This is a genomic window from Bradyrhizobium sp. 170 (assembly GCF_023101085.1).
In the GTDB taxonomy this organism is placed as follows: domain Bacteria; phylum Pseudomonadota; class Alphaproteobacteria; order Rhizobiales; family Xanthobacteraceae; genus Bradyrhizobium.
The window spans coordinates 375,490-399,950 of record NZ_CP064703.1 but is presented as its reverse complement, the minus strand read 5'-3'; the positions used below and the strand labels follow the sequence as shown (position 1 = coordinate 399,950).

The following is a 24,461-nucleotide window of genomic DNA, read 5'->3' as shown; positions in this document are numbered from 1 at the left end:
TCGCTAAACGAGTGCGTGCGCGCAATATTGATGCGATCATGTTCCGCGTGGCTGGACCGTAAACGACGCGCCGCCGTCGCTTGCGCTGACGTGCAGAAACCGCGAAAATCCTGGCTGTTCAGAACTTGTCAGGGAAATCCCACACAGATGCAGTTTGATGAAGTTATTCTCGGTCGCCGGAGCATCCGCGGTTACAAACCCGATCCAGTACCCAAGGCGCTGATTGCGGAAATCATTGGTTTGGCGATGCGCGCCCCGTCGTCGATGAACACCCAGCCCTGGAATTTCTACGTCATTTCAGGCGAACCGCTGGACCGGATCCGCGCCGGCAACACCGAACGGATGGTGGCGGGCATCCCGCAGTCGCGCGAGTTCCGCACGGGCCAGGCCTTTGCAGGCAAGCATCGCGACCGACAGGTCGGTGTCGCCAAGCAATTATTCTCCGCGATGGGAATCGAGCGCGACAACAAGGACAAGCGCCAGGACTGGGTACTGCGCGGCTTCCGTCAATTCGACGCGCCCGTCTGCGTGATCATTACCTATGACCGCGTGCTTGACGGCAGCGACGATACGCCCTTCGATTGCGGAGCCGTGGCGACCGCCCTGGTCAATGCCGCCTGGTCTCGCGGGCTGGGCGCCGTGATCAACAGCCAGGGCATCATGCAATCGCCCGTGGTGCGCGAGCACGCGGGCATAGCCGACGATCAGGTCATCATGAAAAGTATCGCGTTGGGCTGGCCGGATGAAACTTTTCCGGCGAATGCGGTCGTGTCGGAGCGAAAGTCTGTCGAAGAAGCGACGGTGTTTGTCGGGTTCGAGAAGTAGCGGCGCGCGGGCGGAAGGGCTGGAAGTACAGCAGTGATCCGCGCCATGGTCCGACGTGCATTAGAGCGTTTTCCAGCGAAGTGGGTACCGGTTCGCGTCAAGAAAACGCGTCAAAACAAGAAGCGAGAGCCCCGTTCCGATTCAATCGGAACGGCTAAGGCTCTCGTGCTGGCCGCGGCTTTTGCCGCTGCCTTGACGCCGGTCACGTGCCTTGGCGAAAACAGCAAGCCGTTGCCGGCCAAGGCGACGCAGGAATTACCGGCCGAGCTGCTCGCGCTGCTCGAACGGAAGAAGATGCCAAAATATTCACCTATCGTCGTGCGTCTCTTCAAGGAAGAGGCGGAGCTCGAAGTCTGGAAGCAGGACACGGCCGGCCGTTTCCAATTCCTCAAGACCTATCCGATCTGCCGGTGGTCGGGCGATCTCGGGCCGAAGTTGTACGAGGGCGACCGACAGGCTCCGGAAGGGTTTTATACAATTACACCTGAGTTGATGAATCCCAACTCCAACTTCTATCTTTCGATCAACCTCGGCTACCCCAACAGCTTCGACAAGGCAAACAAGCGCAACGGCAGCTTCCTCATGATCCACGGCGACTGCTGGTCGAGCGGTTGCTACGCCATGACCGACGAACAGATCAGCGAAATCTATTCGCTGGCGCGCGACTCGCTCAGCGGCCGGCCGTCGTTCCAGGCCCAGGCCTATCCGTTCCGCCTGACGCCGGCGAACCTGGCGCGGCATCGAAACAGTCCCAACCTGGCCTTCTGGAAAATGCTCAAGGTCGGCAACGATCATTTCGAGACGACGCGGCTCGAACCCAAGGTGGATGTGTGCAACCGCCGCTATGTATTCGATGCGCAACCGCCTGCGAATTCGCCGCACCCTCTCGTGTTCAACCCGAACGAAAAATGTCCCCCCTTTGTCGTCAACCCCGAAATCTCGCGGCGGGCGCTGGAAAAACAGCGCGCCGACGAGCGCGCGTACGCGCAATTGCTTGAAGACAATTTGCCGGCTGCTCCGATCTACAGCGGGCTTGACGGCGGCATGAACAAGGCTTTCCTCGCGCAGTTTCCGGGCAGAGTGACGCTTGCGAAAGTGATGCCGTATGCATCCTATCTGCCGCAATTGCCACCGATCCCCTGGATAGACAATGATGGCTCGTTGACGAGCAAATGGTTTGGGAGTTCGTTCGATAAGGCGGTTGTATGTGATGCGGGTCGGGCCGGCTTCCCGTTGAGCCGGTGCTAAACACTTGCGCGACGCCTCGCGGACTCGGTAATCAACAGCCAGGGCATCATGCAATCACCCGTAGTGCGCGAGCACGCGGGCATAACCGGCGATCAGGTCATCATTAAAAGCATCGCGCTAGGCTGGCGGGATGACACGTTTCCGGCAGAAGCGGTGTTGTCGGAGGGGAAGTCTGTTGAGGAAGCTACGGTATTCGTCGGTTTCGCGAAATAGGCGGGCGTAGGCGCAACCGGTGCTACCCGGTATAACGTCCGCGGCAATTGGATATGGTGACTTCCTTTAGTCAGGGATCGATCAGCCCATAGAGGACGTTGCCGGCCTCGCGATATAGGATCTCCGCGCCCTTCGACCCGCCCGGCGTCGGCGGCACCTCGAAGGTTGCAGGCGTCAGGCTCGGAGCGAGTCCGTTCGCGTGCAACTGCTGCAACGACTGATGGAGGGCGTGCAGGAAGCCGAGCAACTCCTTCATCTCGTCGACATTGGTCTTCGCCATCAGCGCCTCGGCCTCGAGACTGTTCGCTCCGCGGTGCGCGAATATCTTGTGCCGGATGTCGCGATAGCGCGCGGCGTAGACCTTGCGCCACTTGTCGACGGCCTTCCGCATCGCGCGGATGTCCTCGACCGTCAGGTCGTGCCGATCGGAGGCGTACTCCTCGGCTTTCGCCACCGTCATAGAGCCGTCGGCGACACGCCGCTGCGCCAGGCCGGCACGGTTGAGAGATCCGATTTCGTTCGTCACGGAGCCGAGCAACTTGTCGATGTTGTGCACCGACTTCGAATCTTGATCAAAGATGCGACCGAGGGCGACGAACGTCGAGGCCAGCAACGCGTTGCGCGTCGTGATCCAGAACGTCGAGTCGTCGTTCATCCGCCGCAGCACCTCCGGATTCCTGGCCGGGATCCGGTGCATCGCCAGATAGCCGAAGAAGTAGCGCTGCGCGCCGTTCTGGTCGCGGTCGAAGACGTCGAGCTCTTCCAGGAACGGCGCCGTCTTGCGGACCTTGGGCGCTGCGGGCGGCTTGCGGCCGAACAGACGCTGGAAGGCCGACAGGATCGCCGCCCAAAATCTGACGAGCAAGTTTTCCATCGTCGTCAGCCGGCCTTCGCTGCGGCTCGCGCCGTCTTTTCTTCGGCGATCGCCTTCTCACACATCGTCCTGAACTGCTGGAACGTGTTCAGCAGCACACGGGCGCGCTTCATGAATTTGTCGAACCGCCAGTAATCGAACGACTCCGCTGTCACGAAGTCGTCGCTCTCGAGCATCTTCGCGTGCCAGAGCACCATGGGCAGTCCCTCCGGATCCGGCGCGATCTCGCCCGGCGTGTCGCCGCCGAAGCGGACGCTCCACGTGCCGTGTGCGATCAGATTCCTCTCCCGCCGCAGTTCGGTCAGCGCGTCCCAGGTCGGGCCGATCTCGAGCTTCATGTGCTCCTCGACGATGCCGCGGATGAACTTAATGTTCTCGGCGGCATGCTCCTTGGCGATCTGCTTCTTGCGCTTAAGGTTAGCCTCCTCGAGCACCCACACGCTCTCGATCACCATGCAGTCTATGTGCGAGAAGACCGTCACCGCGTCGGCGATGGCGATCTTGAGTCGGTCCGGCAGGTCGAACGACCACGTCATGCCCGGGATCGCGATGCTGGTCGGAGGCGCCTTGGGAGGTGTCCGCTTGGGTCCCTTTTTCATTTTCGCCATTTTCGTAGCCGTATCAATGCGGACTGTCGCGGAGGCGCCAGCCGCCACCACCGTTCACAACCAAATGATGGCAAATCGACGGGATTTAGGCTACTTCTACGTGTGACCGGGAGTGACAGCCCGGAGTGCCGCGGCCAGGACAAAAGCCGACCTATCTCGTTAGCCGGGCAACGCATCGTCCCGGACGACTTGTGACCGGAAGCCACAAAGAATGATAGGCATCGCGCGGTGCCGAAAACCACGAAACCGCTTGGTCCAAGCCCTCCAACCAGAAAGGAGAAAGCTTGTGAAGATGAGCATTTCGATAGATCCAGGTGTGGCCATGGCCATCCTGTATCTCCTCGCAACCACCCTCTAACGAGGGGAGCCCGCACACTAGGCCAGTGTGCGGGCTCAATCATTTCTTGGGACAGGGCCACGCCTTCTTCAGGGCGTCGGGAAACATGATCGCGGGCAGCCCGTCGCGCTTCGCCGGGTTATCCTTGAGATACCCGCAGAACACGTCGGTCACCTGCTCGAGAGTGACTCGATCAGGCTTGCAGTAGCCGACGACGCGGTCCATCGCGAAGTCCACCTCAATGTCGTTGTTCGGCATGTCCTTGCCGAAGTGCCGTCCGGAATCGATCACGGCCGCCGCGTGAGCCGCGGAGTCGTAGAGGCCCGCAACGTAGCTGAAGGCGGCCCGCCGGTCGTTGCGGCACCAGTCGTAAACGTCGTTGCCGGAATAGAACGCCGTCGGCGGGACCTCGGCGGCGTGCGCGGCCGATGCGATCAGGACGCAGGCCGCGGCGAGCGCCCTCATCGCTTGGCCTTCTTCTTCGCCGGCTTCGGCTCGGTCGGCACGAAGTATCCCGCCTTCATCCAGTCGCGGCCGACCTTGTCGACCTTGCAGCCGATCTTCTCGAGCCGGTTGGCGAGGTCGTTGCGGCTCTCGGTCGTCTCGGAGAGCTTGACGATGTGGCGCCCTGCAACGTCGGAGAACGCCTTCACCTTGCCGATCTGCACCAGCACCGTCTTCTCGGCGTGCCGTCCCATCGCCAGGCCGGCCTCGAACAGCACGTTGGGCCGTGCTTGTCCCTGGGGCTTGCCCTCCGTGTTGCGCTCGTCAGCGCCGCGGAACTGCTCCTTCAGCGTCACCAAGTCGTCGGGCGTGAACATGACGACCACCGCCTGGGCCTTCTCCATGACCTCGTCGAGGGCGTTTCCGATGAAAGGATTGTTGCCGCGGGCCTCGCGTAGCACGTGGTCCCATTCCTTCGGGTTCAGATTGAGCGCGCGGAGAAAGTCGAACATGCTCTTCCGCAGCGCCTCGTCGCGGCCGTGGACGACGAAGATGGTGTTGTCCTTGGCCTTCTTCTTCGCAGCCTTAGCCTTCTTCGCCGGACGGCGTGCCGGCGCGCGCTCGACGGTCTCGCTCTCGACGTCATCCGGATCCCGGCGCCGGCCGCCGCCTCCGATGATGCCGCGCACCTCGGCCCGCTCGTCGGAGGTGGAATACTTGTGGATGTTAATGTCGCGGCGGCCCGCCAGCACCAGGGCCGCCAGATGCCGGTCGAGCATCATCTCGTTGGCGACCTTGGTGATGTGCGGATAGACGGCGCGCGCCGTGATGTCCATGTCGCGCGCGATCCGCTCGATCAGGTCCTGATTGATCTTGGCCACGTCAGGCGGCCTTCTTGCGCGGCTTGCGGCCACCCTTCTTCTTCGCCCGGAAGCGCGCGAGCCTGACGTAGCCGGCGGTCACTCCGATCAGCGCGGCGATCTCCTTGTCGGAAAAGCCGACGTTGCCGAGCTTCACGGCCGCCTCGTCGGCCTCCATGTCCTTGACGACGTAGAGTCCCAACAGCGCCGCGATCCTGTCGAGCGCTAGCGTACCCTGCTGCCGCTCGCCCTCGTCAGCGGCGGCTTCGGGCTGCCTTTTTCTTACTGCCTTTTTTGCCAATCTTTTTCGCCTTCGACTTGTTATACCGCGCCACGCGCACGGACTCGGCGGTCGAACCGGCCGCCTCGGCGGCATCGGCCTGCGGCAGGCCCAGCCCCTCTAGGAACTTCACCTTGTCGAGCACTTCCCGATATTTGTCGGGATCCCGGTCGGTGGCACGCTCCAGCGCCAGCCTAGCGAGGGCCCTGCCGATCACCGGCAGCCATGTCGCGTATTCCGAGTCCTCGTCGGTCATGCGGATACCTGCAGTTGAGCGAATCGCGCAGGAATGGTGACGATTGCGGTTCCGGGAGTCCAGAGTTCCAGGTTCGAAAAACGAAATATCCCTCGGAAAACAACTTGGATTCAGTGGGTTGAGTCCTGTAGTTCTATGGCGTTACGTAGGCGTAAGAAGTCCCGAGGGTGCCGTTCCGGCGCCTCGACGAGTTGCCGCCGCCAAGACAAAGCTGGAGCTGAAGAAGCACATCCGCGCCGTTGAGCCGCGTTTGATCGCCAAGGTGGAGTGTCGGGACATCACCTCGGATGGGTGCCTGCACCACGGCAGCTTCGAGGGTCTCGCTAAGGACTGAGTTACGCTCGTCCCGGCCGGCAATCGCAAGCATAATTCCCTGATTGTCGACGTCGGTGCATAGCGATGGGGTTTTTCAAGGAGTGGTTCGACAGTAACGTCCGGGGCGGCCCGACCGAGATGGAAGAATTGATGAACCCGCTGCTGGGATGGCGGCTGCAGCATTTCGTCTGCATCCCGGAGCACCGGGAGCATTTGCTGCGGCACTACTTCATGTTTTTGGACAAGGCGGAAGCTGGCGGAGAGAGTGTCAGTCAATCCTTATTGAAAGATCAAGCATTTTAAACCTTCCTTGACCAAAACCTACCGCTTGAGCTACGGCCGGAAAATGGGGTTTCGCCCCAGTCTTGTGCCCGAAGTCGAGCCGTTATGGGCGTAACGCCGTTCATAATTGGACGAGCACAAGCTCCCCAGCACTCCCCCTCGCACGCCCTGCTCCAGCGATCCTTTATTCATCCCCGCAGCTGAAGAGTTGGAGCTCAACCCTGCGCAGGTTGAGCTCTCCGCGTCCCTTACACCCGAGCCGGGTCTAGTCTCGTCTGCCCTCCGGTTCATTCCGAAAGCGCTATTACCGCTGGCGAGCCCTCATTCTGCCGGCAGCGAAATTCGAACGCCTAACTCTGTTGCAACGAGGCTGGTGTCTCCACTAAGCACCGGCAGAACCAGCTTCCGGCCCTCGCCCTTGGCGATCCGAACCGCAACGTCGCAAGCTGCCGCGATCCGGTCGCTGTCGTCCTTTGACAACTTACCCATTTTGGCACTCCTACCTTTCAGATTGACTGCGGATTGCCTTTGAGGATGGATTCTTAACTCCTTTCCTCTGCCGCTGTCTTTATCTTGACCCGTATGGCTGAACCGCCGCGAGGATGAGGCCCTTTGCGGCGTCGAAGTTTGACAATTTGGGCCGATGACATCGAGTTTGAGATCGCGTTGGAGTATGGCTGCGCCGCCAGTCTTGACACCACGCCGATTTCACGTCCGAACAAATGATCCCGTGCGAAGCTGGCAAAGTTCAAGCTTCGCGCAGATTGATTTCAAGCAGCCCAAAAAAAAGTCGCCGAATGTGAACCAGTTCACAAGCGCCCTTACGGCAGTTCTATTTTGTAACAGTGATAGTGCCCGTGGCTCGAGTGAGGAAGTTCGAATGTCCACTAGGGAACCACTGCCTGCCTTCGAAGATCGGGCGCCGAGCGATCGCTACTGCGATCTGATCCTCACCGGCGGCGTCACCAGTTCGATTGCCTACCCTGCAGCCGTATTCGCGCTCGCGATGGTGTATCGTTTCAACAGCATCGGCGGAGCGTCGTCCGGTGCCGGCGCCGCAGCGCTGGCCGCCGCGGCCGAGTACCGGCGTCGGCACGGTTCGTCCGACGGCTTCCGGATCATGCTGGAGCGTGCCGCAGATGTCGCCGAAAAAGTAGACGAGAGCAAGACTCGTCTCGAGTGGCTGTTTCAGCCCGAGGAAGAGAACAGGCGTTTGTTCGATGCGTTGTTGCCCGGCTTCGCCGCGCCATCCGGGAAACCAGGGGCGTTGGTGGGCGGGCTGCTGAGCGCTTATGTGAGGTCGAAGATCATACTCGCCATCGCGGCCGTGTTTCTGATCGTCTGCTTCATCGTGTTCATGTGCGCCAGACAGGGGCACATCGGCAGTTCGATAGCCTTGCTGATCGGGATCGGTGCGACGACGTTCTTGTTCGCCGGGATCGCTTTTGCGTCGTTTGTGCTGTTCGCACGCGACGTCGGACGCATCGTGCGGCACGACTACGGCCTGTGCAGCGGAACTCTCTCGGGGGACGCGCCGGTCCTGCCATTCACGGATTGGCTGCATAGCCTCATCCAGGAGATTGCCGGGCGCAAGGCAAACGATCGGCCGTTGACCTTCGCCGACCTCGCTGCGGCGCCGGGCTCGCCGCGGGAGACTCTGAAGGATCCCAGCCCAGCGGGGACCACCTCGATCAATCTGCAGATGTTCACCGCCAATGTGACCCACGGGCGACCATACGTCTTTCCGCAGAATGAAGGCGAAGCGGACGACCTTCCGCTCTTCTTTCGTTCGAGTGAAATGAATCGGCTGTTTCCCCCCGATGTGGTCAGGGCCATGGAGTTCGACCCGGTCACAGGCCAATCGAATGAGTATCAGGGGGACGCCAAGCCGGCGCCAACGTTGGCGCGAGTGGCCCGGGACAGGGGACTCCGTTCGCGTGCGATCCGTCTGTTTTGGTCGCTTGTCATCAGTGAATCGCCGGTCGTGGGGAGTGGGGAGGAGCCGATGTACCGGCTGCCGACAAAGCACCTGCCGATCCTGGTGGCCGCGCGCATGAGCGTCAGCTTTCCGATCCTGTTCCGCGCGGTACCGCTCTGGATCCTCGACGAGCGGGACAAGAAAAAGCATGTGTTCAGGCGCTGTCTATTCTGCGACGGGGGTATCTGTTCGAACTTTCCGATCCATCTCTTCGACAGCCCGATTCCCTCCTGGCCCACATTCGGCGTCTCGCTGCACGAAATTCCCCCAAGCAAGGCGAGCGCGGTGGAAGGCCTCACTTCCTCGCCGAAGCAAGCGCAGGTGTGGCTGCCGGAAAGCCATCTCGAGCAAGGCGAAGACCAATGGAACGAGTTCGAGACTGAGCCTGAGCCTGTCGAAAGGCTGTCCGGCTTCTTCAGCGCACTTGCGTCGACGACGATTAACTGGAGCGACGCGACGTTGGCTCGACTGCCCGGGGTACGCGAACGCGTCGTGCGGATAGGGCTGCCTAGTGGGGTCGGTGGCCTGAATATCCGGATGAAGGAAGATGAGATCAGGGACTTGGCCGATCTGGGACGCCAGGCGGCGCTAAAGCTGCTCAAGCGGTATGCCCTCCCGGTGCCGCGGCCTTCCGGCGAATTGGCCGACGGCTGGAACGAGCATCGCTGGGTGCGGCTCAATGTGCTGCGGGACAGTCTTTCGCGGAGCCTCGCCGGGCTGACCTGGGCGGCGTTGCAGGGCCAACATGGAAAGCCGATCCGCGACCTGATCCGCCAGGCAATCGACGAGCCGGTGCTGAAGAAGGGCAACGATGAATCTGTGCCGAAGAACGATGAATCCGAAAATGACGAACCTGTGTGGAAGGACAACGACTCGCAACTGCTTGCGGCCCAGGCGGCCGCATTGGAACGAGCGCTAGACGCACTGACGCAGGCTGAGCGCGCGTTGAACACGCCGACAGTCGGGCAGCCCTACGAGCCTTCCCCACGGCCGGTCATGCGGGTGCGCCCGCCGCTTTAGCGAACTCAATTGTAGGGATCAGGAACGAGGGAGCCGCCATGCAGATTGATTTACAGAGCAAATCGAAGAGTCTGTTGGGTGTCAGCGACCTTACCCTGGTGGCAACGATCAAGTCCGGGCTGATCCCGGCACTGGACTCGCGCAGCTACGATACCCGGGTACGAACGCTTTTGAGAACGCTGAACACATTGCGGATTTCGTCGTTGGAGGCGGAGCCGACGCCATTGATCGCCGACGCGGTCGATCGGGTTCGAGCGCTTCACTCCTTCCGCCTTGCGATTGTCGGAGAGGATCCGCCACGGCGGCTACTGCTTTCGGTCGCATTTGACGGCGGATGGGAGCCCTACATGCGCCGCATCTGGCGTGATCTGGGACCGCTTCTAGATGTGATCTTCTGCAATTGCGAAGGCTATCTGGACTCCAATAGCCACAATTTCCCCGCCTACGCGGGCTGGGTTCGATCGGCCCAGGTCGAAACTCAGTTCTTCTACAACGCCAGTTCGCTCACGGTGAACGACCTGTACTATCTTCGGCGAAAAGTTGTGACGGACCAGCGTGGGGATCATGAGCGGCCGCCGCACGACGGTCAGAAAGCCTCCCATTCGATTCTTGCGCAGGCGATCCCGGCCCTGACCGCATTGTATCGTCTAACCGATTTATACCCGCCGCTTGGGGACGACGGCGGCTTTCTGCTGCGCGCTGCAAGGCATCTGTTGGGGGACTGCGCTGAGCAACTGATTGGGACGGACCCGCAACAGAGGAGCAATCCTACTGAACGAGCCGCGCTGAGTTGGTTCTCCAAATCTCAGCCGCGCCCTCAATCTGACCCTGAAAAAGCGAAGTGGAACACGGAGAACGTTCAGGGTGGCATCATCGAGCAGTACACGGGCGCCACGGATGCATGCCTGTTGCTGGTCGCTTTCAAGGACTCCAAGGCAGCGCGCGACATGCTGGCGTACCTTGAGCCGGAAATAAAGCGAACTACCGCCGCAATACATGGGGCAGCGAATGAGGTCCCCTTCGTCAATCTGGGATTCACGATCCAGGGGCTGGCGCTTGCGGGCGTGCCGAACGGCACCCTCGGACTGCTGCCATTCGAGTTTCGTGAAGGGATGGCCGCGCGGGCCGGCATACTCGGCGACCGGCTCTACAACCACCCGACCAAATGGTCCCTCCCTGAGCGCAACCGGTCGAAGCAAGGCAAGCCTGACCGCGTTGAACTGTCGTCAGTCCATGCGATCGTCCAGTACACCTGCAAGCGGTCTTCGAATGGATCGCACGAGTTCAACAACGACGAGCATCCGTTGTCGGAGGCGATCGCGCGATTCAATAAAGAGCTCGTCAACAAGGGCGTACAAATCCTTTCTGTGCAGTCCATGCGGCGCTTCCTCGACCCCGTCAGCGGGAATGTTCGAGGCCACTTCGACTTCGTCGATGGCATCAGCCAGCCAAAGGTGGAAGCGTCCGAGCATAAGTCGGCCTACTCCGACCAGATCACGCCTGGAGACCTGCTGCTGGGTTACGAGAATTCCTTCGGCGATCCGGCGCTGACCGGCAAGCTGTGGGATGATAGTACCTTCATGGTGGTGCGCAAGCTCAAGCAGAACGTCAAGGTGCTGGACGATGTGCTGAACGGGAGCCGCGCAGCAGGGGTCGTCAAGGCGAAGTTCATGGGGCGCACGGCCAACGGCGAAGTCTTAATCGACGGCAAGATGATCACTGGTAACGACTTCGACTATTCGAAAGACCCAGACGGAAAGGCGTGTCCGTTCCAATCTCATATCCGGCGCGCCAATCCACGCAGCACCCGGGACGACATCCGCACCGTGCCTCGGATCATGCGACGCGGCATGTCCTATGGCCCGCCCTTCAATCAAAACCCGGATGCCGAACGCGGCCTGTTTTTCATGGCATACAACGCGTCGATCGCTGAGCAGTTCGAGGTCATCCAGGCTTGGCTGAGCGGCAGCAACAGCAGCGACCGGAATACGTACTCGGCGCTGCGCGATCCGTTCCTCGGCGTGCCGCAGGAAGGTGACCCGCATAGCTTCGTCTATTACGATGACAGCGGCATGGAGCACGTGGTGCCGCTGCCGCCGGACAAGCCGATCGTCAAGCTGGAATGGGGTCTCTACGCCTTCATCCCATCAATCAAGGCGATCGCCGAACTCAAGGAAATCGCCGCGGACGCGGCAAGGATCGAGTGCCTTGAGGACAAGGATGATCCGAAGAAGAAAGACCGGCGTACGCTAGAGCTCGCTGGCTATGCGCAGAAGGGCGCGGCGATCATCGCCAAACTGGGACTAGCCGAGAAGCTGCAGGGCTTCGAGGCGGCGGCGGAGCAATGGAAGATTGTGCTCGAGGACATGGGCCCACGCCTGTCCGGTGCCAGCCAGGCAGTATGGGCGGCGATCCGGGAGTTGCACGGCGGGGTGCTGCGAACGCCGCACGGGGTGTTGGTATGCAGCAAGAAGCGGGTGGACGAAGTGTTCAATAACTGCCAACGGCGGTACACGGTGACCGGCTATGCCGAGCGCATGCGCGCGTCCTTCGGCGAGATCTATCTGGGCAAGGACGATGACAGGTTACCCACGTCGAAGTACCGCGCCGAGGCTTGCCCGGCCAACAAAGCGATCATGAATGTCACCCGTAAGGACGCGTTCGACAGCGCCCTTAAGCATACGCGGAATACGCTGCGCTTGCTCGTCGCCGGATCCACCGAAAGGAAATTGGAGGTGAGAGACATTGTCGACAGCGTCCTGGCCGACCTCAGCGCCGAGTGGTTTGGCGTGCCAGACGGCAAGCACGTGGTGGGCGGCGGCTGGCATTGGCGGCCCGATGATCATCCGACCTGCCCGGGTCACTTCCATTCGCCGTCACGCTATATGTTCCAGCCCAACCCGGGGCCGGAGGCGGCCCGGATTGGCGAACAGCACGGACGAGCGACAAACACTGCAGTCCGCCGGCTCCTCGACGCGTTGGGCAATAATGGCAAAAGGAGCCTGGGCAAAATCGGAAACGCGTTGTTCGACGCGTTCTCCGGGGACAAGGAGCTGCTGACGAGCACGCTGATTGGCGTGATGATGGGGTTTCTTCCCACCGTCGACGGCAACATCCGCGGGGTGTTGTACGAATGGGTCAACAGCCGCTCGCTGTGGGACCATCAGCTCGACTATCTGGGCGATGAAGCCGGGGACTCCCTGGAGAAAGCCTGCAGGATCCTGATGCCACCGCTCAGGAAAACCTTGCTGTTGCGGCCGGTTCCGGAGCTCGCATGGCGCACAGCGCTTGTGCAGCATTCTCTTGGACAAGTCGAAGTGAATCCGGGCGACCGGATCGTGGTGAGCATCGTCTCGGCGACGCAAGAATGCCTGATGAACGACAAGGTCGACGGCGACGGCCTGTACACCATCTTTGGAGGTAACCGCAGCAAGGAAAACCATCCCACGCACGCCTGCCCGGGCTACGAAATGGCCATCGGCGTGATGCTCGGCATGCTGGCCGGATTGCTCGGATCGACGAGGCTGCGGCCGACCATGTCGCCGGTGCAATTGGCCGTGAGCATGCGTTAGGGCCGCTGACGCAGGGGCGAGCCGCATAAATGCTCCCGCTTCGCCGCCACTTCTGCGCTCGCACAGATAGGCAAGACGGTATAAGATCGTGGCCTCAACTTTCGGCGAGCCGGCTCGAAAGACCGATGACGCCTTGCGATTTCTGGCAAGTCCGTCGCTCAGGGAAGTGTCGTCGCGGTCACGAATACGGTTTGCCCTGACGAGGACGGGAGCTGTTCGTACTCACTGAGTGCTGTAGCTGGGGTCGGGATGACCTTGGAGTTGCCGACCTAACAGGAGGGCGCTGCTGTGGCGACAACAATAATTGACTCGTCAAGTCGCCAAAATGGGGAAGACAGTTCCCAGCGCCGATACCTTGCAATTCTGTTTTCGGACCTGTCGGATTCGGTGCGCCTCGCGGGCGCCATGGAGGCTGAAGACTTTTCGGACTTGCTGCTGAAACTTCGTCGCGCCTACGAGGATATTGTACCAAAGCACGGCGGAACGATCGTTCAAATCCAGGGAGACGGGTTGCTGGCAAGCTTCGGATACCCGGAAGCACACGAGGACGATGGTCGTCGAGCGACCGAAGCGGCGCTTGATCTCCATAACCTGGTTCGAAACCTCCGGTTTGATACATTCCCACCAAACGTTTCTCGCCTGCGTCTGCACACGGGCATTCATTCGGGATTGGTGCTCATCTCTGAAGGGGACGACGTTCACGGACGCCTCGGATTGCTCGGCAACACCGTGAACATCGCATCGCGGCTATCCCATGCCGCGCGAAGCGATGAGATTCTGGTCAGCAAGGAAACGCTGGGCGCTGAAAGTCATTTCTACAAGACAAGCGCCAGCCGCGCGCTCAGCATCCAGGGAATAACCGAACCGATCATCGTCTATGGGATCCTGGGGCGTGCGCTGGTGGGTACCCGCTTTGAAGCCCGGGCTATGCGGGGGCTGACGCCTTTCGTGGGCCGTCAAACCGAATTCCAGGCCCTGAAAGGAAGCCTCTACGACGTCATCAGAGACAAACCGCAATATGTCGCTGTCGTTGGGCCGGCAGGCATGGGAAAGACCCGGCTCGTCGACGAATTTCTCCGCGGCCCAGCAAATTCCGATTGCCGGATACTGCGAGGCTACTGCGAAAGCTATCTCAGCGCTGAACCCTTGCAGCCATTCCTTCAGATTCTCCGATCGTTGCTGGGTCTGGATTATGGAATGACGGCTGCGCTCGCCACCGAGGTGCTTGAGAAGACACTCGCAGAGATGGACCCCGATCTCCTCAATTATCGGCTTGAGTTCTCGCGCGCCCTTTCGCTGGATGCCGTGGGCGCTCAATTGGAATCGCGCAGTCTTGCTCTGGAAAACACCATTGACGCGATATGCAGGCTTTTCGATGTCCTGGTCACCTCGATACCAGTGGTGCTGTTCATCGACGATTGGCAGTGGGCGGACATCGCGTCGCGTCAGGTGCTCGAAGCAATAAGGCGGCTTGATAATCGGACATTGTTCGTGCTCGTCGCAAGCCGCGAGCTTGGGGATGGCAACGTGGCGGTCGGTGGTGCGACCATCTTTCATCTTGCGCCTTTCAGCGCCGACGAGTCCGAGGAAATCATTCGTCAGTTGGTGCCTGGGACCAATCCTTTCACTGTTACAAAGATCAGGGAGCTCTCTGGCGGCAATCCGCTGTTTATCGAGGAGTTGTGCCACTCCGTTGCTCACGACAGCCCGGATCAGCATCACATTGGCCGCATTCACGGCGGCGAAGCATGGCTGGACAAGCTTATCGAATCCCGTGTCGAACGACTGCAGCCCGAGCAGATTGATTTGGTTCGCACGGCAGCCGTTATTGGCAATGTCATCCCCGCTTGGCTACTTGAAAGGCTCACGGGCTGTGGGGAAAGTCATCCACTCGTCGCAACGCTAGCTGTGCAAGATCTCATTTTTCCCGGCGAACAATCGGGAACCCTTCGATTCAAGCACGGCATTGCGCGCGACGTGATCTACGACTCGGTTGGCCTGCACCAGCGCAATGCGCTGCATAAACGTATCGCGGACACGTTGAGAGAACATGGGCCGTCCGGCGCGCAAGAAGAAGTCTGGGAGCTGCTTGCGTATCACTACGGCGCATGCCGGCAGGTGGCCGAAGCCGCTCAGTACGCAGAAGCCGCGGGAGACAAGGCCGCCGCCGCCTCAGCTCTGGACCGCGCGCAAATCCAGTACGGCGCTGCTCTCACCGCTCTCGATCCGGATGCATCCCTGGAAAACTATGAACGCTGGATGTCAATAGTGCAGCGCTTGGCTTTGGCCTGCGTATTTGATCCGTCGAGGAAGCAGCTTGAATTTCTACGACGTGCGGTTGTCCTGGCGACGGCTCATGAAGATCAGCGCGCGCTTGCGCGAGCTGAATATTGGGTCGGATACATCAACTATGCGCTAGGGGAGCTGGCCTATGCCACGCGCCACCTTGAAACCGCGCTTGTACGTGCCACGGCCGTCGGCGACGAACCGCTTGCCGCGCAAATTCGAGCGGTGCTGGGGCAGGCCTGCGCGGCGGCGGGGGAGTACGACAAGTCCCTGGTGTTGCTGGACGAGGCAATCACGATCAAGCGCCAATTCCGCAAACCCGGCCGGCTCCCCGTTGCACTCGCCTTCTCACTGGCTTGCAAGGCATCGGTGCTGGGTGACCGCGGGCTGTTCGAGCAGGCGCACGCATGTTTCGAGGAATCCCTGGCGGCAGTTCAAAACTCGGGCCATGAGGTTGAGTCATCGATTTTTTGTTTACAAAGCGCTGTCAATTTGTGGCAGGGGCGTTGGGAGGCTGCGCGAGCATCTGCGATCAAGGGCCAGCAAGTCGCGGAGCGTGTAAAGAGCCTGTATCTGTATGCCCAGAGCCTTTCATTGGGTGGATACGCGAGTTGGATGCTGCAACGATCCCAAAAATCACTGCAGGCGATCGTAGATGCCACGTCATGGCTTGAGAACCGCAATCGAGGGCTGTTCGTCTCATTAAATCATGGGTGGTTGGCAGACAGCCTGGTCGAATGTGAGCGGTGGCAGCAAGCGAGGCGCCATGCTGCACGCGCGCTGTTGAGCAGTCGAAAGCATGATCGATTGGGCGAAGCCATGTCCTATCGCGCGATGGCTCGCGCCTCGGCTTCTGGACACGCACGGAAGCCGCCGGAATTGTATCTCGCTCTGGCGATGAAGAACGCCCTTGCCAGAGGAGCGCGCCACGAGATTGCGGTCACGCTCCTCTGCGATGCAGAGATACGCGTTGCTCGCGGAGAGCACAGGCACGCAATCAAGCTGCTAGACGAAGCAGAGAACTGCTTTGAGACGATGGGAATGTCCTGGCACATTGAAGCAGCCCGCAACTTGCGTCGACGATATTAGACTTGTTCAGTTGTGCGATAGACGTGACAATCAACCCAGTCCCGCACGGAGAGTCAGTTTATCAGCAGAAAGGACCAAGGCGGCGCGCTCGCCGAACACGTCCCATCATGCTTGGTCCACTTTCGCTTTCGCCGTCATCGTCCTACGTGGGGCGATACGACCGCCGAGTGCTGCACGTCAGGCTAAACCGTTACCCGACTCCGTTGCCAGGCAATACAGCGTCGACCTTCGAGGCCGAAAGTGGCCCTTTGCAGACGAACGCGAGATCAGCGACGATGTCCGCTGTTGCGAAAAGAGCCGACTACTGCGGCCGTGATGCGAGATCCGAAGAGGATCTGCGGTGTCTATGCCGCCCTCACTTGCCAGCTCCCGTACCGCTCCCCGGTCATGTGCATGAACAATGAATGCAAGTTACCCGGAGGCGCTTGTTGCTTCGGCTTTAACCTTCACAGGATTAAGGTCCTCGAAAACGCAATGGGCACGTTGTGCCCCCGGAAGCCGAAAGTGGCGCCTTTGTTGGCGAAGTCTGCTTTCTGCCGTACCCGGAACGCCCGATCGAGATCCTTCGCCCATACCGTTCCGGACCATAATCTCCCGCTTGATACCAGCCGGAACCGCCCCAAGAATATCTCAAGAGGTTGACAACGACAGCATCAGCCAAATCGCGATTGGCAACAGCCCTTCGTCTACTTGCTCCGATCGAAGAATTTGCGTCCGTCTTGCCAACGATTCTTGATACTCTTCAGCCTCGTCTCGAAGTCCGACCATGGGCAAGAACACTCCAGGCGATGCGCGCGTCCTGCGCCAACAGACCACGTTAATTCCTTAACCGTCGCCATCAGGCATTGTTCTGGGATGTGGTGATTCATTATCGCTGCCCTGTCTCCGATCCGCCGACTGGCGCACCAGCGGAACCGCACTGTCATTGGTACCTCTTAAGTTTCCTCTGCCCAGTGATGTTCATTGCGCGACGGTAACGCCCAAGCAGAAAGACGTCCGGCGTTCTTTCTCGGCATCAAGTGACCGTGAGACGTGAGGCATTTCACATTTGAAAATTGCGAGGTGATTTAAGGCCGTCGCTAACCCGGTTTCGGGAGACGAGCGATGCCACTATTCAATAGCCAAATCCATTGGCGAGGAATAGGCACCACAGTGGTGGTCGAGCTTCTCGTCTTGCTCGCACTTGCGTTCGGCGTTGTTAGCTACGTGGAATGGTCATCGAACGCTGCTGTAACCGAGTTTGTGAGCGCGACCAAGTCATCGGCATCTGATTCGAACCATTCCAACGAGCCTCCCGCTCAGATTCAGTCCCCCAAGGGGGGAACGGGCTGCCCTTTGGGTAAGAGATCGCCACCAACTCAACTGATGCCCTTGCCGTAATCTACACCCTCATGGCGGACACTCTCCATGGCTGTTGTGGTGCCCGCTGGTCGGCCGCAGCCTCCCGTCCGCCGATTTGCTTCTGTTGGATCGACAAATGAAATGGATGATTCAGTGAGTAACCAACGAAGGAGGTACGTCCATGCCTGCTACGAACATAGATGAAGGCAAACTCAACGACTTCATAGGCCAGATGCTGTCGGATCTTGGTGGCGCATCCAGCATCGCCATGGTCCGCCTTGGTGACACGCTGGGTCTTTACAAGGCCATCCATGCCAACGGACCGATGACGTCGATGGAGCTTGCCAAGGCTGCAAAGGTCGACGAACGCTATTTGCGTGAATGGTTATCGCATCAGGCAGCATCCAACTATCTGTCTTACGATCCCGCGACCGCCAAGTTCGCAATGCCAGCCGAGCAAGCCATGGTGTTCGCCAACGAGGAGAGCCCTGTCTACATGATGGGCGGTTTCGATCTCATGGCGGCAATGCTCGACAATCAGCCCAAGGTGCAGACGGCGTTCAAGTCGGGCACCGGTGTTGCTTGGGGCGATCAAGCAAGCTGCATGTTCTGTGCGGTAGCCCGCTTCTTCCGGCCGGGTTACCACAATAACCTCGTCTCGGCTTGGCTGCCTGCTTTGGAAGGGGTCGTGAAGAAGCTCGAGGCTGGAGCACGCGTGGCCGACGTTGGCTGCGGACACGGCTGGTCGACCGTCCTGATGGCCAAGGCATTCCCGAAATCCAAATTTGTCGGCTACGATTTTCATCCCGACTCGATCCGTGATGCCACGGCGCACGCCAAGAGCCATGGCGTTGCCGCGAACGCGCAATTCGCCGTGGGACTAGCCAAAGACTATCCCGGCAAAGACTTCGATCTCGTAACCTGCTTCGATTGTCTGCACGACATGGGTGATCCTGCAGGCGCAGCCGCCCACATCCGTCAGTCCCTGAAATCAAATGGGACCTGGATGATCGTCGAGCCAATGGCAGGCGACACACTGCAGCAAAACCTGAACCCGGTCGGACGCCTTTACTACGCCGGCTCGACCATGATCTGCCTGCCTACGTCTCGGTCGCAAGAAGTTGGGGCGGCTCTCGGTGCTCAGGCGGGCGAAAAGAAGCTGCGCGAGGTCATCCATAGTGGCGGCTTCTCAAGTGTGCGCCGAGCGGCGGAGACACCCTTCAATATGATCCTAGAGGCGCGACCATAGGCTACGTGTGACGGCGTGGTGGCTCCGAGTGCCGGCGGAGCCACAAAGCTGCAACTTACGGACAGCAGGTAGTTGGGTGTCGTCAGTCGTGAAGGATCCTCGCAACCGACGGCGAACCTCATCGGTGTACCGCCCGTGCTTGTAGAACGAAAGGCCGGGCTTGTGCTTTATGAAAAGCAGGAGGCGGCGCTACAGGCATTTTGGGCCACGCACAAAGACGAAGCACTGTTGTCGGATTTCGGCCAAGGCCATGGAAATCGTGTTGCGGCGAATGAAGATTGAGGACTGCCGCCGTTCACTCCCGGTCCAGCTTCCCGCGTAAAATCACCGAATCAGCGCTTGCTCGACACAAGTCTGCACAGACCTACCGTAAACTCATGGATGCGTGTGGCCAGCTATTGCGAGCCCCGATCTAATGGAAACGTCGTCCACCTCTCTCGAAAGTAATTCCCGTGGATAGGTCTCAGAGTACTGGGCTTGATGCGAGCTTACTTCAGGCGATTGAGCACGTTTTCCAAATGAGCATGCCACGTCCATGCATTCGAAGGAGATTTCGTTGTGCCGCGCCCGTTCTTGCTCACTAGCCTGCCTTATTCTTATAGGATTCGTGCACCTGCATGTGATGGAAGAGCGGCACTAGGACGTGGCGCTCTAAAATATTGACCTCAACGGCTTTGCTTTTCACCAGGGCGTCGAGCAGTCTAAAAATCACCAGTTCAACGGCATATCTATCGGGCTGTTTCATTGTGAGTGCGGCTCCGGCGACGACCGCCACAGCCATCAATTACATTTTGCCGGAACTTAGCAATCAATTGTGTGTAGTAACCTTGAGCAGTTGGGTTAAGCAGAACCTCGCCTTGATCGGTTCGCGCGTATTCGAAATAACCCACGAAACAAAGGTGCTATTTCTGTTTGGGCTTCGCGGCTTCCCTAGCTAATCGCTCAGCCCGCAATCGTTCATAGTTCTTTTGGAAGGCTTCCTGCGCTTTTTCGTATTCAGTTGCCGCCCTTCGCTTATGTGCTTGTAGAAAAGCCTTTTCTTCCGGTCGTTGCGCGGGGTCTTTCGTCATTTTATAGATCATGGAATCCTCGACTGCATTATCGACGCCGCTGCTTGCGGCTAGCAGATGCCCGAACGGTTTTAATTTTGGCCGTGCGCTGCGACGCTGGCCGCGTTTTGTGGGATTGCGCTTTACGTTTCCGCTCGGGTTGTGGGTCGTGGACAGGCTCGGGTTGCGTGTTACCGACCGGCTGGGGTTGCGTATTGCGGACCGCCTCGGCCAGCATCTCGAGCAGCTCGGCCTTCGTCTTCTTATCGCTCATAGATCACCTCCGTGACCGATGAGACGACGGTAGCGCGGCCACAGTGCCCCGCAAGAAAAACCGCTGATTAAGATTGCTGGTTAAGTTTAATGGCGGTGGCTTCACAGGGAAGAGCAGACGTCGAACATTCCTGCTTGAGCTGTGCTTTTTGACGCAGTTCGGACATTGCTGCTTTGGCTTCGTTGGGACGCTTGCATCCGATCAGACCGCGACGGTCGTGATCGGAGATGCGAGGGACTTCGAGAAGGTTCAGCCGCAACTAGGATCGCACCGTGGAGAATCCCGTAATTCTCCGTGCTGCTCACCATTACGTCGGTCGTGATCTCGAAGATCTTCCACGGCACCCGAGAGCGCGCCAAGGCCTCTTTTCCGTACGGAACAAGTTGCCGAGAAGCCACACGACTCGATGGGAATCCGATGCGTGCTATCATTATCGTGGCGATGCTGGCTTCTCGAGCTTAATGATGTTGTAGCAGCGAAGACGGCGCGAAGCGCGCCGCAGCGACTAGAACGCTCAGATAATTTGCCGCGTGATTGGCGATCAGTCGGTACAACACCCGAAGGAGCCGAACCGCGACATGAGCTTGGACGATCAAAAAGCGAAATCCGGTCGTTTCCCAGAGGCGCCGGACGCCGCCTCGGCGCTTCCCGGTACGCGCGAAAACGGGAAGATTCGCTTAGAGTTCAAGGCGACGGACTTCGTCGTCTATCCGGCGCACGGCGTGGGACAGATTCTGTCGATTGAAGAGCAGACCGTTGCCGGAGCGAGCCTGGAGTTCTTCGTGATCTTTTTCAAGAAGAGCAAAATGACCGTCCGCGTTCCCGTCCGGAAAGCCGCGAACGTCGGAATGCGCAAGCCATCGGATCTCTCCTCGGTCGAAGGAGTGAAACAGATTCTGAGCGAAACTCCCGGAAAGGCCGCGGCAACTGGTCCCGGCTTGCTCAGGAATATGAAAGCAAAATCAACTCCGGAGATATCGTCGCAATCGCGGAGGTCGCTCGCGATCTTTTCCGACCGGGCGATTCCGGCCAGAGTTTCAGCGAACGGCAGTTGTACGTGTCGGCGCTCGGCCGCCTTTGCGGAGAAATCGCGCTGGTGGACGGAATCTCCGAGGAACAGGCCGTCAAAGAGCTCGAGGGCCTGTTGAAGACCGGCACGCTCAAGCGTAGCGCCTGACTGCCTAGATCGCGCGACGCGTTCTGCGTGATCCCGGATCGCTGACCACGCCTGCGTGATGCGCGACGGCTTGGCCGCCGGCGATCGCGTCCAGCTCCACATCAACAACGGTAAGAAGGCCGCCTACTCCCGGAACGGCCTGGACTGGATCAAGCGCTTTTCCGTGGGGCGGTCGGCCGCTTTTGTCAGGGCCGGGTGAAGTCTGCTTCTGGGCACCTTTGCGACATGCCCGCCTATCCTGAGAATGTCCGTTCACCGCGGTAGACCGGAAGTCGCCTTGATCCGGTCAACCCGACGCGAATGACCCGGAACGGACCTCAGATGTGATGTGGTCACCCCTGCTTCGCCGTTCGCGTGAGCGGAGTATCGGGCGGCAACGAGACCCAGGGGTGGCGTGACTCCTCCCACACCGAGACGGTCGGCGCCGGGAAATTCGGGTCGGCGAAGTTTCCGATGGCAACAATGACGCGTCCAGGAAAACTTTCGCTCTCCCAGTAGACCGTGGAGCCGCATGTCGGACAGAAGTTAAAAGTCACCACGCTCGCGCTTTCGGCTGTCCGATTCCACGTCGTAGCCTTACCGGTGAAGGTGACCTGCTCGCGCCGGAAGCTCGCTTGGTTGCTAAATACTGCACCAGTACGGCGCTGGCACGCCAGACAGTGACACGTGGAGATACGCACCGATTCGCCTTCGATCGTGAGGTGAAGCTGCCCACAGCTGCAGGCGGCGTGCCGGGTGGTCATGGCTCAGCTCCTCGGCTGTTGATAGTAGCAGAGTGTAGGCTGGACTTGAGAACAACGCACCAGACGCAGTGGGGCCGCGCCCGTTCTCCTGGTGCTTCGGGTCACTCCGCGCAGCCGAAGAGGTGCTGCGACGACAGCATCGCGCGATGTCCGAGTTCGAGGGTGAAGCGGACCTCATTGTCACAAGCGCCGATTTCGGTTGATGGTAGAGTCGAGGTGTGACGCGGTAGCTTTAGGTTCGAGCATATCTGTTGCCGCCCCTTTCGTCTGGCGGTGCCTTACTGGCTCGACCATGGCGCCGTTTTCACACCCCGCTCATCGAACCGGACAGGCAGATTTCCCGCATCCGGCTCTCGGACAAAACTTCACGCCTTCACCCACGGCACGTCGTGCCCAAGCCTGCTCAGGCGTACGAGCCCAAAGTGCCCGTAAAGATGCGAGAGTGGATAGGTCCCGCCCTTGCGACGCCTGGTTTTGTGCTTGACCTGCAACCACCGGCGCAACCGCATCGCTGTGTAGCTGTCGAGCGCCCGATACGCCTTGCTGACGGTGCCTACTTGGAAGTAGTTCGCCCATCCGCGCAGCGTACGGTTCACCTTGCCCACCAGCTTTGTGGTTTCTTGCCATGTCCCGGTTCGGTCGGTCAGTGCATGGATCTGCTCAACCATGCGCTTGATGCTCTTCTTCGATGGCCGGTAACCCAGGCGCGCCTGGCCGGTTCTCGCAGAATACATTCGTCCGAACGTGTAACCCAGGAAGTCGAACTCTCCTTCCGGAACATTGCAGATTCGCGTCTTCTCCTCGTTGACCGTGAGCTTCAGCTTGCTCATGATCTTGCGCAGTTGTTGCAATGCCTGATCGGCATTGCCTTTCTTGCACAGGATCACAAGGTCGTCGGCATAGGTCACGATACGACTGCCGAGGCATTGCTCCAGTCCGAGCTTCTTCCATCCCAGCACGAACCGGCGCATGTATATATTCGCCAGCAGCGGTGAGATGGGTGAGCCCTGCGGAATGCCGCGCCGGCTGTCCCGGGCTTCGGTCGTGCGCGTCTTCCTTCCTCGATCATCGGTTTCTTCCACGGGGCATTCCAGCCACATCTTGATCAGATGCAGCACGCGCCGATCAACGATCCGGCGCGCTACCGACTGTAATAACTCGGCATGGGGGATGCTTCCGAAGTAGTCCGCGAGGTCGGCATCGACGACTTCCGGGTGGCCACGGAACAGCAGCCCTTCCACCTTGACCACCGCCTGTTGGGCATTCCGCCCTGGACGGTACGCGTACAGTTCGGGTGGAAGGTCGGCTTCGAAGATCGGCTCCAGCACCAGCATTGTTGCTGTCATGCAGACCCGATCCCGCACGGTCGAGATGCCCAGCGGCCTGAGCGTGCCGTTGGCCTTCGGGATGAACACTCTTCTGATAGGATCCGGTTGGTAGCTCTCCTCCCTGAGCGCAAGCGCCAGTTCGCCGAGCCACCGCTCCACGCCATACGCCTCAATGTCCGCGAAGTCCTGGCCGTCTACCCCCGGTGCGCCCTTGTTGGAGCGGCACTGGGCGAACGCATGAGCCAGGATGTCCTCGCGGCTGATCTTGTCGTACAGCGCGTAGAAGCGATAGCCGGCTTCTGCCTTCGCTTTCGCGTGCAACGCCTTCTGCAGCTTCTGAACAGTTTTCGGAGTTGATAGGTTGCCCAATCTCCAAATCCCTCACCACTTGTTGCGTCTGTCTTGAACTGAGGTCCCTTCCCTCCCCCGGCGTTACCCGGCTTCAGCGGTAATACGAACCTCTCCGCCACCCCATGGCGCCCGATCTGTCCCTCGCGGGCGCTCGGTTGGTCATCGCTGACCGCGCCATGGGGCTTCCCGTGTTGCGTACGCTTTCCTTGTGTACATGCCGCCGCCACTACCCCGGCGCAGCGTCTGAACGTATCGTTTCGCTCATTTCATCCAGACGTATCAGTCTTCCCCGAAAGGGTTGTCGGGTCGACCTGCGCATTGTCCTTTTCGAGGCTTGCTCGGCGTTCACTCGCGTTGCGGCCTGCACACTCGCGCTGTCACCAATTCGTGACACGCTAATCGAAGGCTTCAGCCACTTCGTTACCTCCATGGCTGCTCCGATGCTTCCGGCTGGAGCGGTTG

At 59.7% G+C, this 24,461-nt stretch carries 20 protein-coding genes and 2 pseudogenes; 10 read left to right on the top strand and 12 right to left on the bottom strand.

Going from position 1 to position 24,461, the window contains the following annotated elements; genetic code table 11:
* The first annotated feature begins 147 nt into the window (after nucleotides 1-147).
* The 3 genes and pseudogenes from IVB05_RS01875 to IVB05_RS01865 all read left to right on the top strand — a co-directional run.
* Nucleotides 148-825, top strand: a complete 678-nt coding sequence (locus IVB05_RS01875; protein WP_247782752.1) for a nitroreductase — start codon at nucleotides 148-150, stop codon at nucleotides 823-825.
* Nucleotides 826-1,260: 435 nt separating this feature from the next.
* Nucleotides 1,261-2,073, top strand: coding sequence for a murein L,D-transpeptidase family protein (locus tag IVB05_RS01870; protein WP_247782751.1), 813 nt, complete (start codon nucleotides 1,261-1,263; stop codon nucleotides 2,071-2,073).
* 24 nt (nucleotides 2,074-2,097) lie between these two features.
* Nucleotides 2,098-2,286, top strand: a pseudogene (locus tag IVB05_RS01865) (nitroreductase); the annotation flags it as partial.
* Between the two features lie 70 nt (nucleotides 2,287-2,356).
* On the opposite strand, the gene IVB05_RS01860 reads toward IVB05_RS01865, so the two are convergent.
* The 6 genes from IVB05_RS01860 to IVB05_RS01835 form a co-directional block, all read right to left on the bottom strand.
* Nucleotides 2,357-3,151, bottom strand: coding sequence for a hypothetical protein (locus IVB05_RS01860; RefSeq protein ID WP_247782750.1), 795 nt, complete (start codon nucleotides 3,149-3,151; stop codon nucleotides 2,357-2,359).
* Nucleotides 3,152-3,165: 14 nt separating this feature from the next.
* The gene (locus IVB05_RS01855) at nucleotides 3,166-3,759 is read right to left on the bottom strand and encodes a hypothetical protein (RefSeq protein ID WP_247782749.1); all 594 of its coding nucleotides are present in this window, start codon (nucleotides 3,757-3,759) and stop codon (nucleotides 3,166-3,168) included.
* A 406-nt stretch (nucleotides 3,760-4,165) separates the two neighbouring features.
* Complete coding sequence (locus IVB05_RS01850; RefSeq protein WP_247782748.1) at nucleotides 4,166-4,570, bottom strand: Rap1a/Tai family immunity protein; 405 nt, start codon at nucleotides 4,568-4,570, stop codon at nucleotides 4,166-4,168.
* Complete coding sequence (locus IVB05_RS01845; protein WP_247782747.1) at nucleotides 4,567-5,430, bottom strand: nucleotide-binding protein; 864 nt, start codon at nucleotides 5,428-5,430, stop codon at nucleotides 4,567-4,569. Before IVB05_RS01845 ends, IVB05_RS01850 begins: the two co-directional genes overlap by 4 nt.
* A gap of 1 nt (nucleotide 5,431) precedes the next feature.
* Nucleotides 5,432-5,710 carry a hypothetical protein gene (locus IVB05_RS01840; RefSeq protein ID WP_247782746.1) on the bottom strand — a complete coding sequence of 93 codons (279 nt, stop codon included), beginning with the start codon at nucleotides 5,708-5,710 and terminating at the stop codon, nucleotides 5,432-5,434.
* A complete protein-coding gene (locus IVB05_RS01835; protein ID WP_247782745.1) occupies nucleotides 5,664-5,945 on the bottom strand; it encodes a hypothetical protein in 282 nt (93 codons plus the stop codon). Before IVB05_RS01835 ends, IVB05_RS01840 begins: the two co-directional genes overlap by 47 nt.
* 399 nt (nucleotides 5,946-6,344) lie before the next feature.
* Here IVB05_RS01835 and IVB05_RS01830 point away from each other — a divergent pair, with 399 nt between their 5' ends.
* The gene (locus tag IVB05_RS01830) at nucleotides 6,345-6,563 is read left to right on the top strand and encodes a hypothetical protein (protein WP_247782744.1); all 219 of its coding nucleotides are present in this window, start codon (nucleotides 6,345-6,347) and stop codon (nucleotides 6,561-6,563) included.
* A 300-nt stretch (nucleotides 6,564-6,863) separates the two neighbouring features.
* Here IVB05_RS01830 and IVB05_RS01825 read toward each other — a convergent pair whose 3' ends face one another.
* Nucleotides 6,864-7,031: a hypothetical protein gene (locus tag IVB05_RS01825; protein WP_247782743.1), complete on the bottom strand. Its 168-nt coding sequence runs from the start codon at nucleotides 7,029-7,031 to the stop codon at nucleotides 6,864-6,866.
* Nucleotides 7,032-7,272: 241 nt separating this feature from the next.
* Between IVB05_RS01825 and IVB05_RS01820 the strand changes: the two genes are divergently transcribed.
* The 5 genes from IVB05_RS01820 (at nucleotide 7,273) to IVB05_RS01800 (ending at nucleotide 19,359) form a co-directional block, all read left to right on the top strand.
* Nucleotides 7,273-9,540: a patatin-like phospholipase family protein gene (locus IVB05_RS01820; RefSeq protein ID WP_247782742.1), complete on the top strand. Its 2,268-nt coding sequence runs from the start codon at nucleotides 7,273-7,275 to the stop codon at nucleotides 9,538-9,540.
* Between the two features lie 38 nt (nucleotides 9,541-9,578).
* Nucleotides 9,579-13,112: a Dyp-type peroxidase domain-containing protein gene (locus tag IVB05_RS01815; protein ID WP_247782741.1), complete on the top strand. Its 3,534-nt coding sequence runs from the start codon at nucleotides 9,579-9,581 to the stop codon at nucleotides 13,110-13,112.
* 288 nt (nucleotides 13,113-13,400) lie between these two features.
* Complete coding sequence (locus IVB05_RS01810; protein ID WP_256473131.1) at nucleotides 13,401-16,487, top strand: AAA family ATPase; 3,087 nt, start codon at nucleotides 13,401-13,403, stop codon at nucleotides 16,485-16,487.
* A 1,522-nt stretch (nucleotides 16,488-18,009) separates the two neighbouring features.
* Nucleotides 18,010-19,077 carry a class I SAM-dependent methyltransferase gene (locus IVB05_RS01805; RefSeq protein ID WP_247782739.1) on the top strand — a complete coding sequence of 356 codons (1,068 nt, stop codon included), beginning with the start codon at nucleotides 18,010-18,012 and terminating at the stop codon, nucleotides 19,075-19,077.
* Between the two features lie 72 nt (nucleotides 19,078-19,149).
* Nucleotides 19,150-19,359 carry a hypothetical protein gene (locus IVB05_RS01800; protein WP_247782738.1) on the top strand — a complete coding sequence of 70 codons (210 nt, stop codon included), beginning with the start codon at nucleotides 19,150-19,152 and terminating at the stop codon, nucleotides 19,357-19,359.
* A 298-nt stretch (nucleotides 19,360-19,657) separates the two neighbouring features.
* On the opposite strand, the gene IVB05_RS01795 is transcribed toward IVB05_RS01800, so the two are convergent.
* The 3 genes from IVB05_RS01795 to IVB05_RS01785 form a co-directional block, all read right to left on the bottom strand.
* Nucleotides 19,658-19,858: a hypothetical protein gene (locus tag IVB05_RS01795; protein ID WP_247782737.1), complete on the bottom strand. Its 201-nt coding sequence runs from the start codon at nucleotides 19,856-19,858 to the stop codon at nucleotides 19,658-19,660.
* Nucleotides 19,859-19,979: 121 nt separating this feature from the next.
* The gene (locus IVB05_RS01790) at nucleotides 19,980-20,159 is read right to left on the bottom strand and encodes a hypothetical protein (RefSeq protein ID WP_247782736.1); all 180 of its coding nucleotides are present in this window, start codon (nucleotides 20,157-20,159) and stop codon (nucleotides 19,980-19,982) included.
* 16 nt (nucleotides 20,160-20,175) lie between these two features.
* A complete protein-coding gene (locus IVB05_RS01785) occupies nucleotides 20,176-20,400 on the bottom strand; it encodes a hypothetical protein (protein WP_247782735.1) in 225 nt (74 codons plus the stop codon).
* Nucleotides 20,401-21,083: 683 nt separating this feature from the next.
* Here IVB05_RS01785 and IVB05_RS01780 point away from each other — a divergent pair.
* A pseudogene (locus tag IVB05_RS01780) lies at nucleotides 21,084-21,538 on the top strand (CarD family transcriptional regulator); the annotation flags it as partial.
* 371 nt (nucleotides 21,539-21,909) lie between these two features.
* Here IVB05_RS01780 and IVB05_RS01775 read toward each other — a convergent pair.
* Together IVB05_RS01775 and ltrA are read right to left on the bottom strand one after the other, a co-directional pair.
* Nucleotides 21,910-22,320, bottom strand: coding sequence for a GFA family protein (locus IVB05_RS01775; RefSeq protein ID WP_247782734.1), 411 nt, complete (start codon nucleotides 22,318-22,320; stop codon nucleotides 21,910-21,912).
* A gap of 365 nt (nucleotides 22,321-22,685) precedes the next feature.
* Nucleotides 22,686-24,017 carry a group II intron reverse transcriptase/maturase gene (ltrA, locus tag IVB05_RS01770; protein ID WP_247780334.1) on the bottom strand — a complete coding sequence of 444 codons (1,332 nt, stop codon included), beginning with the start codon at nucleotides 24,015-24,017 and terminating at the stop codon, nucleotides 22,686-22,688.
* Between the last annotated feature and the right edge of the window lie 444 nt (nucleotides 24,018-24,461).

Coding starts and splice junctions, on each gene's coding strand:
- IVB05_RS01790 (WP_247782736.1), bottom strand. CDS start 20,159: ATGATCTATAAAATGACGAAAGACCCCGCGCAACGACCGGAAGAAAAG.
- IVB05_RS01850 (WP_247782748.1), bottom strand. CDS start 4,570: ATGAGGGCGCTCGCCGCGGCCTGCGTCCTGATCGCATCGGCCGCGCAC.
- IVB05_RS01830 (WP_247782744.1), top strand. CDS start 6,345: ATGGGGTTTTTCAAGGAGTGGTTCGACAGTAACGTCCGGGGCGGCCCG.
- IVB05_RS01775 (WP_247782734.1), bottom strand. CDS start 22,320: ATGACCACCCGGCACGCCGCCTGCAGCTGTGGGCAGCTTCACCTCACG.
- IVB05_RS01795 (WP_247782737.1), bottom strand. CDS start 19,858: ATGGCTGTGGCGGTCGTCGCCGGAGCCGCACTCACAATGAAACAGCCC.
- IVB05_RS01805 (WP_247782739.1), top strand. CDS start 18,010: ATGCCTGCTACGAACATAGATGAAGGCAAACTCAACGACTTCATAGGC.
- IVB05_RS01855 (WP_247782749.1), bottom strand. CDS start 3,759: ATGAAAAAGGGACCCAAGCGGACACCTCCCAAGGCGCCTCCGACCAGC.
- IVB05_RS01825 (WP_247782743.1), bottom strand. CDS start 7,031: ATGGGTAAGTTGTCAAAGGACGACAGCGACCGGATCGCGGCAGCTTGC.
- IVB05_RS01815 (WP_247782741.1), top strand. CDS start 9,579: ATGCAGATTGATTTACAGAGCAAATCGAAGAGTCTGTTGGGTGTCAGC.
- IVB05_RS01785 (WP_247782735.1), bottom strand. CDS start 20,400: ATGAGCGATAAGAAGACGAAGGCCGAGCTGCTCGAGATGCTGGCCGAG.
- IVB05_RS01835 (WP_247782745.1), bottom strand. CDS start 5,945: ATGACCGACGAGGACTCGGAATACGCGACATGGCTGCCGGTGATCGGC.
- IVB05_RS01875 (WP_247782752.1), top strand. CDS start 148: ATGCAGTTTGATGAAGTTATTCTCGGTCGCCGGAGCATCCGCGGTTAC.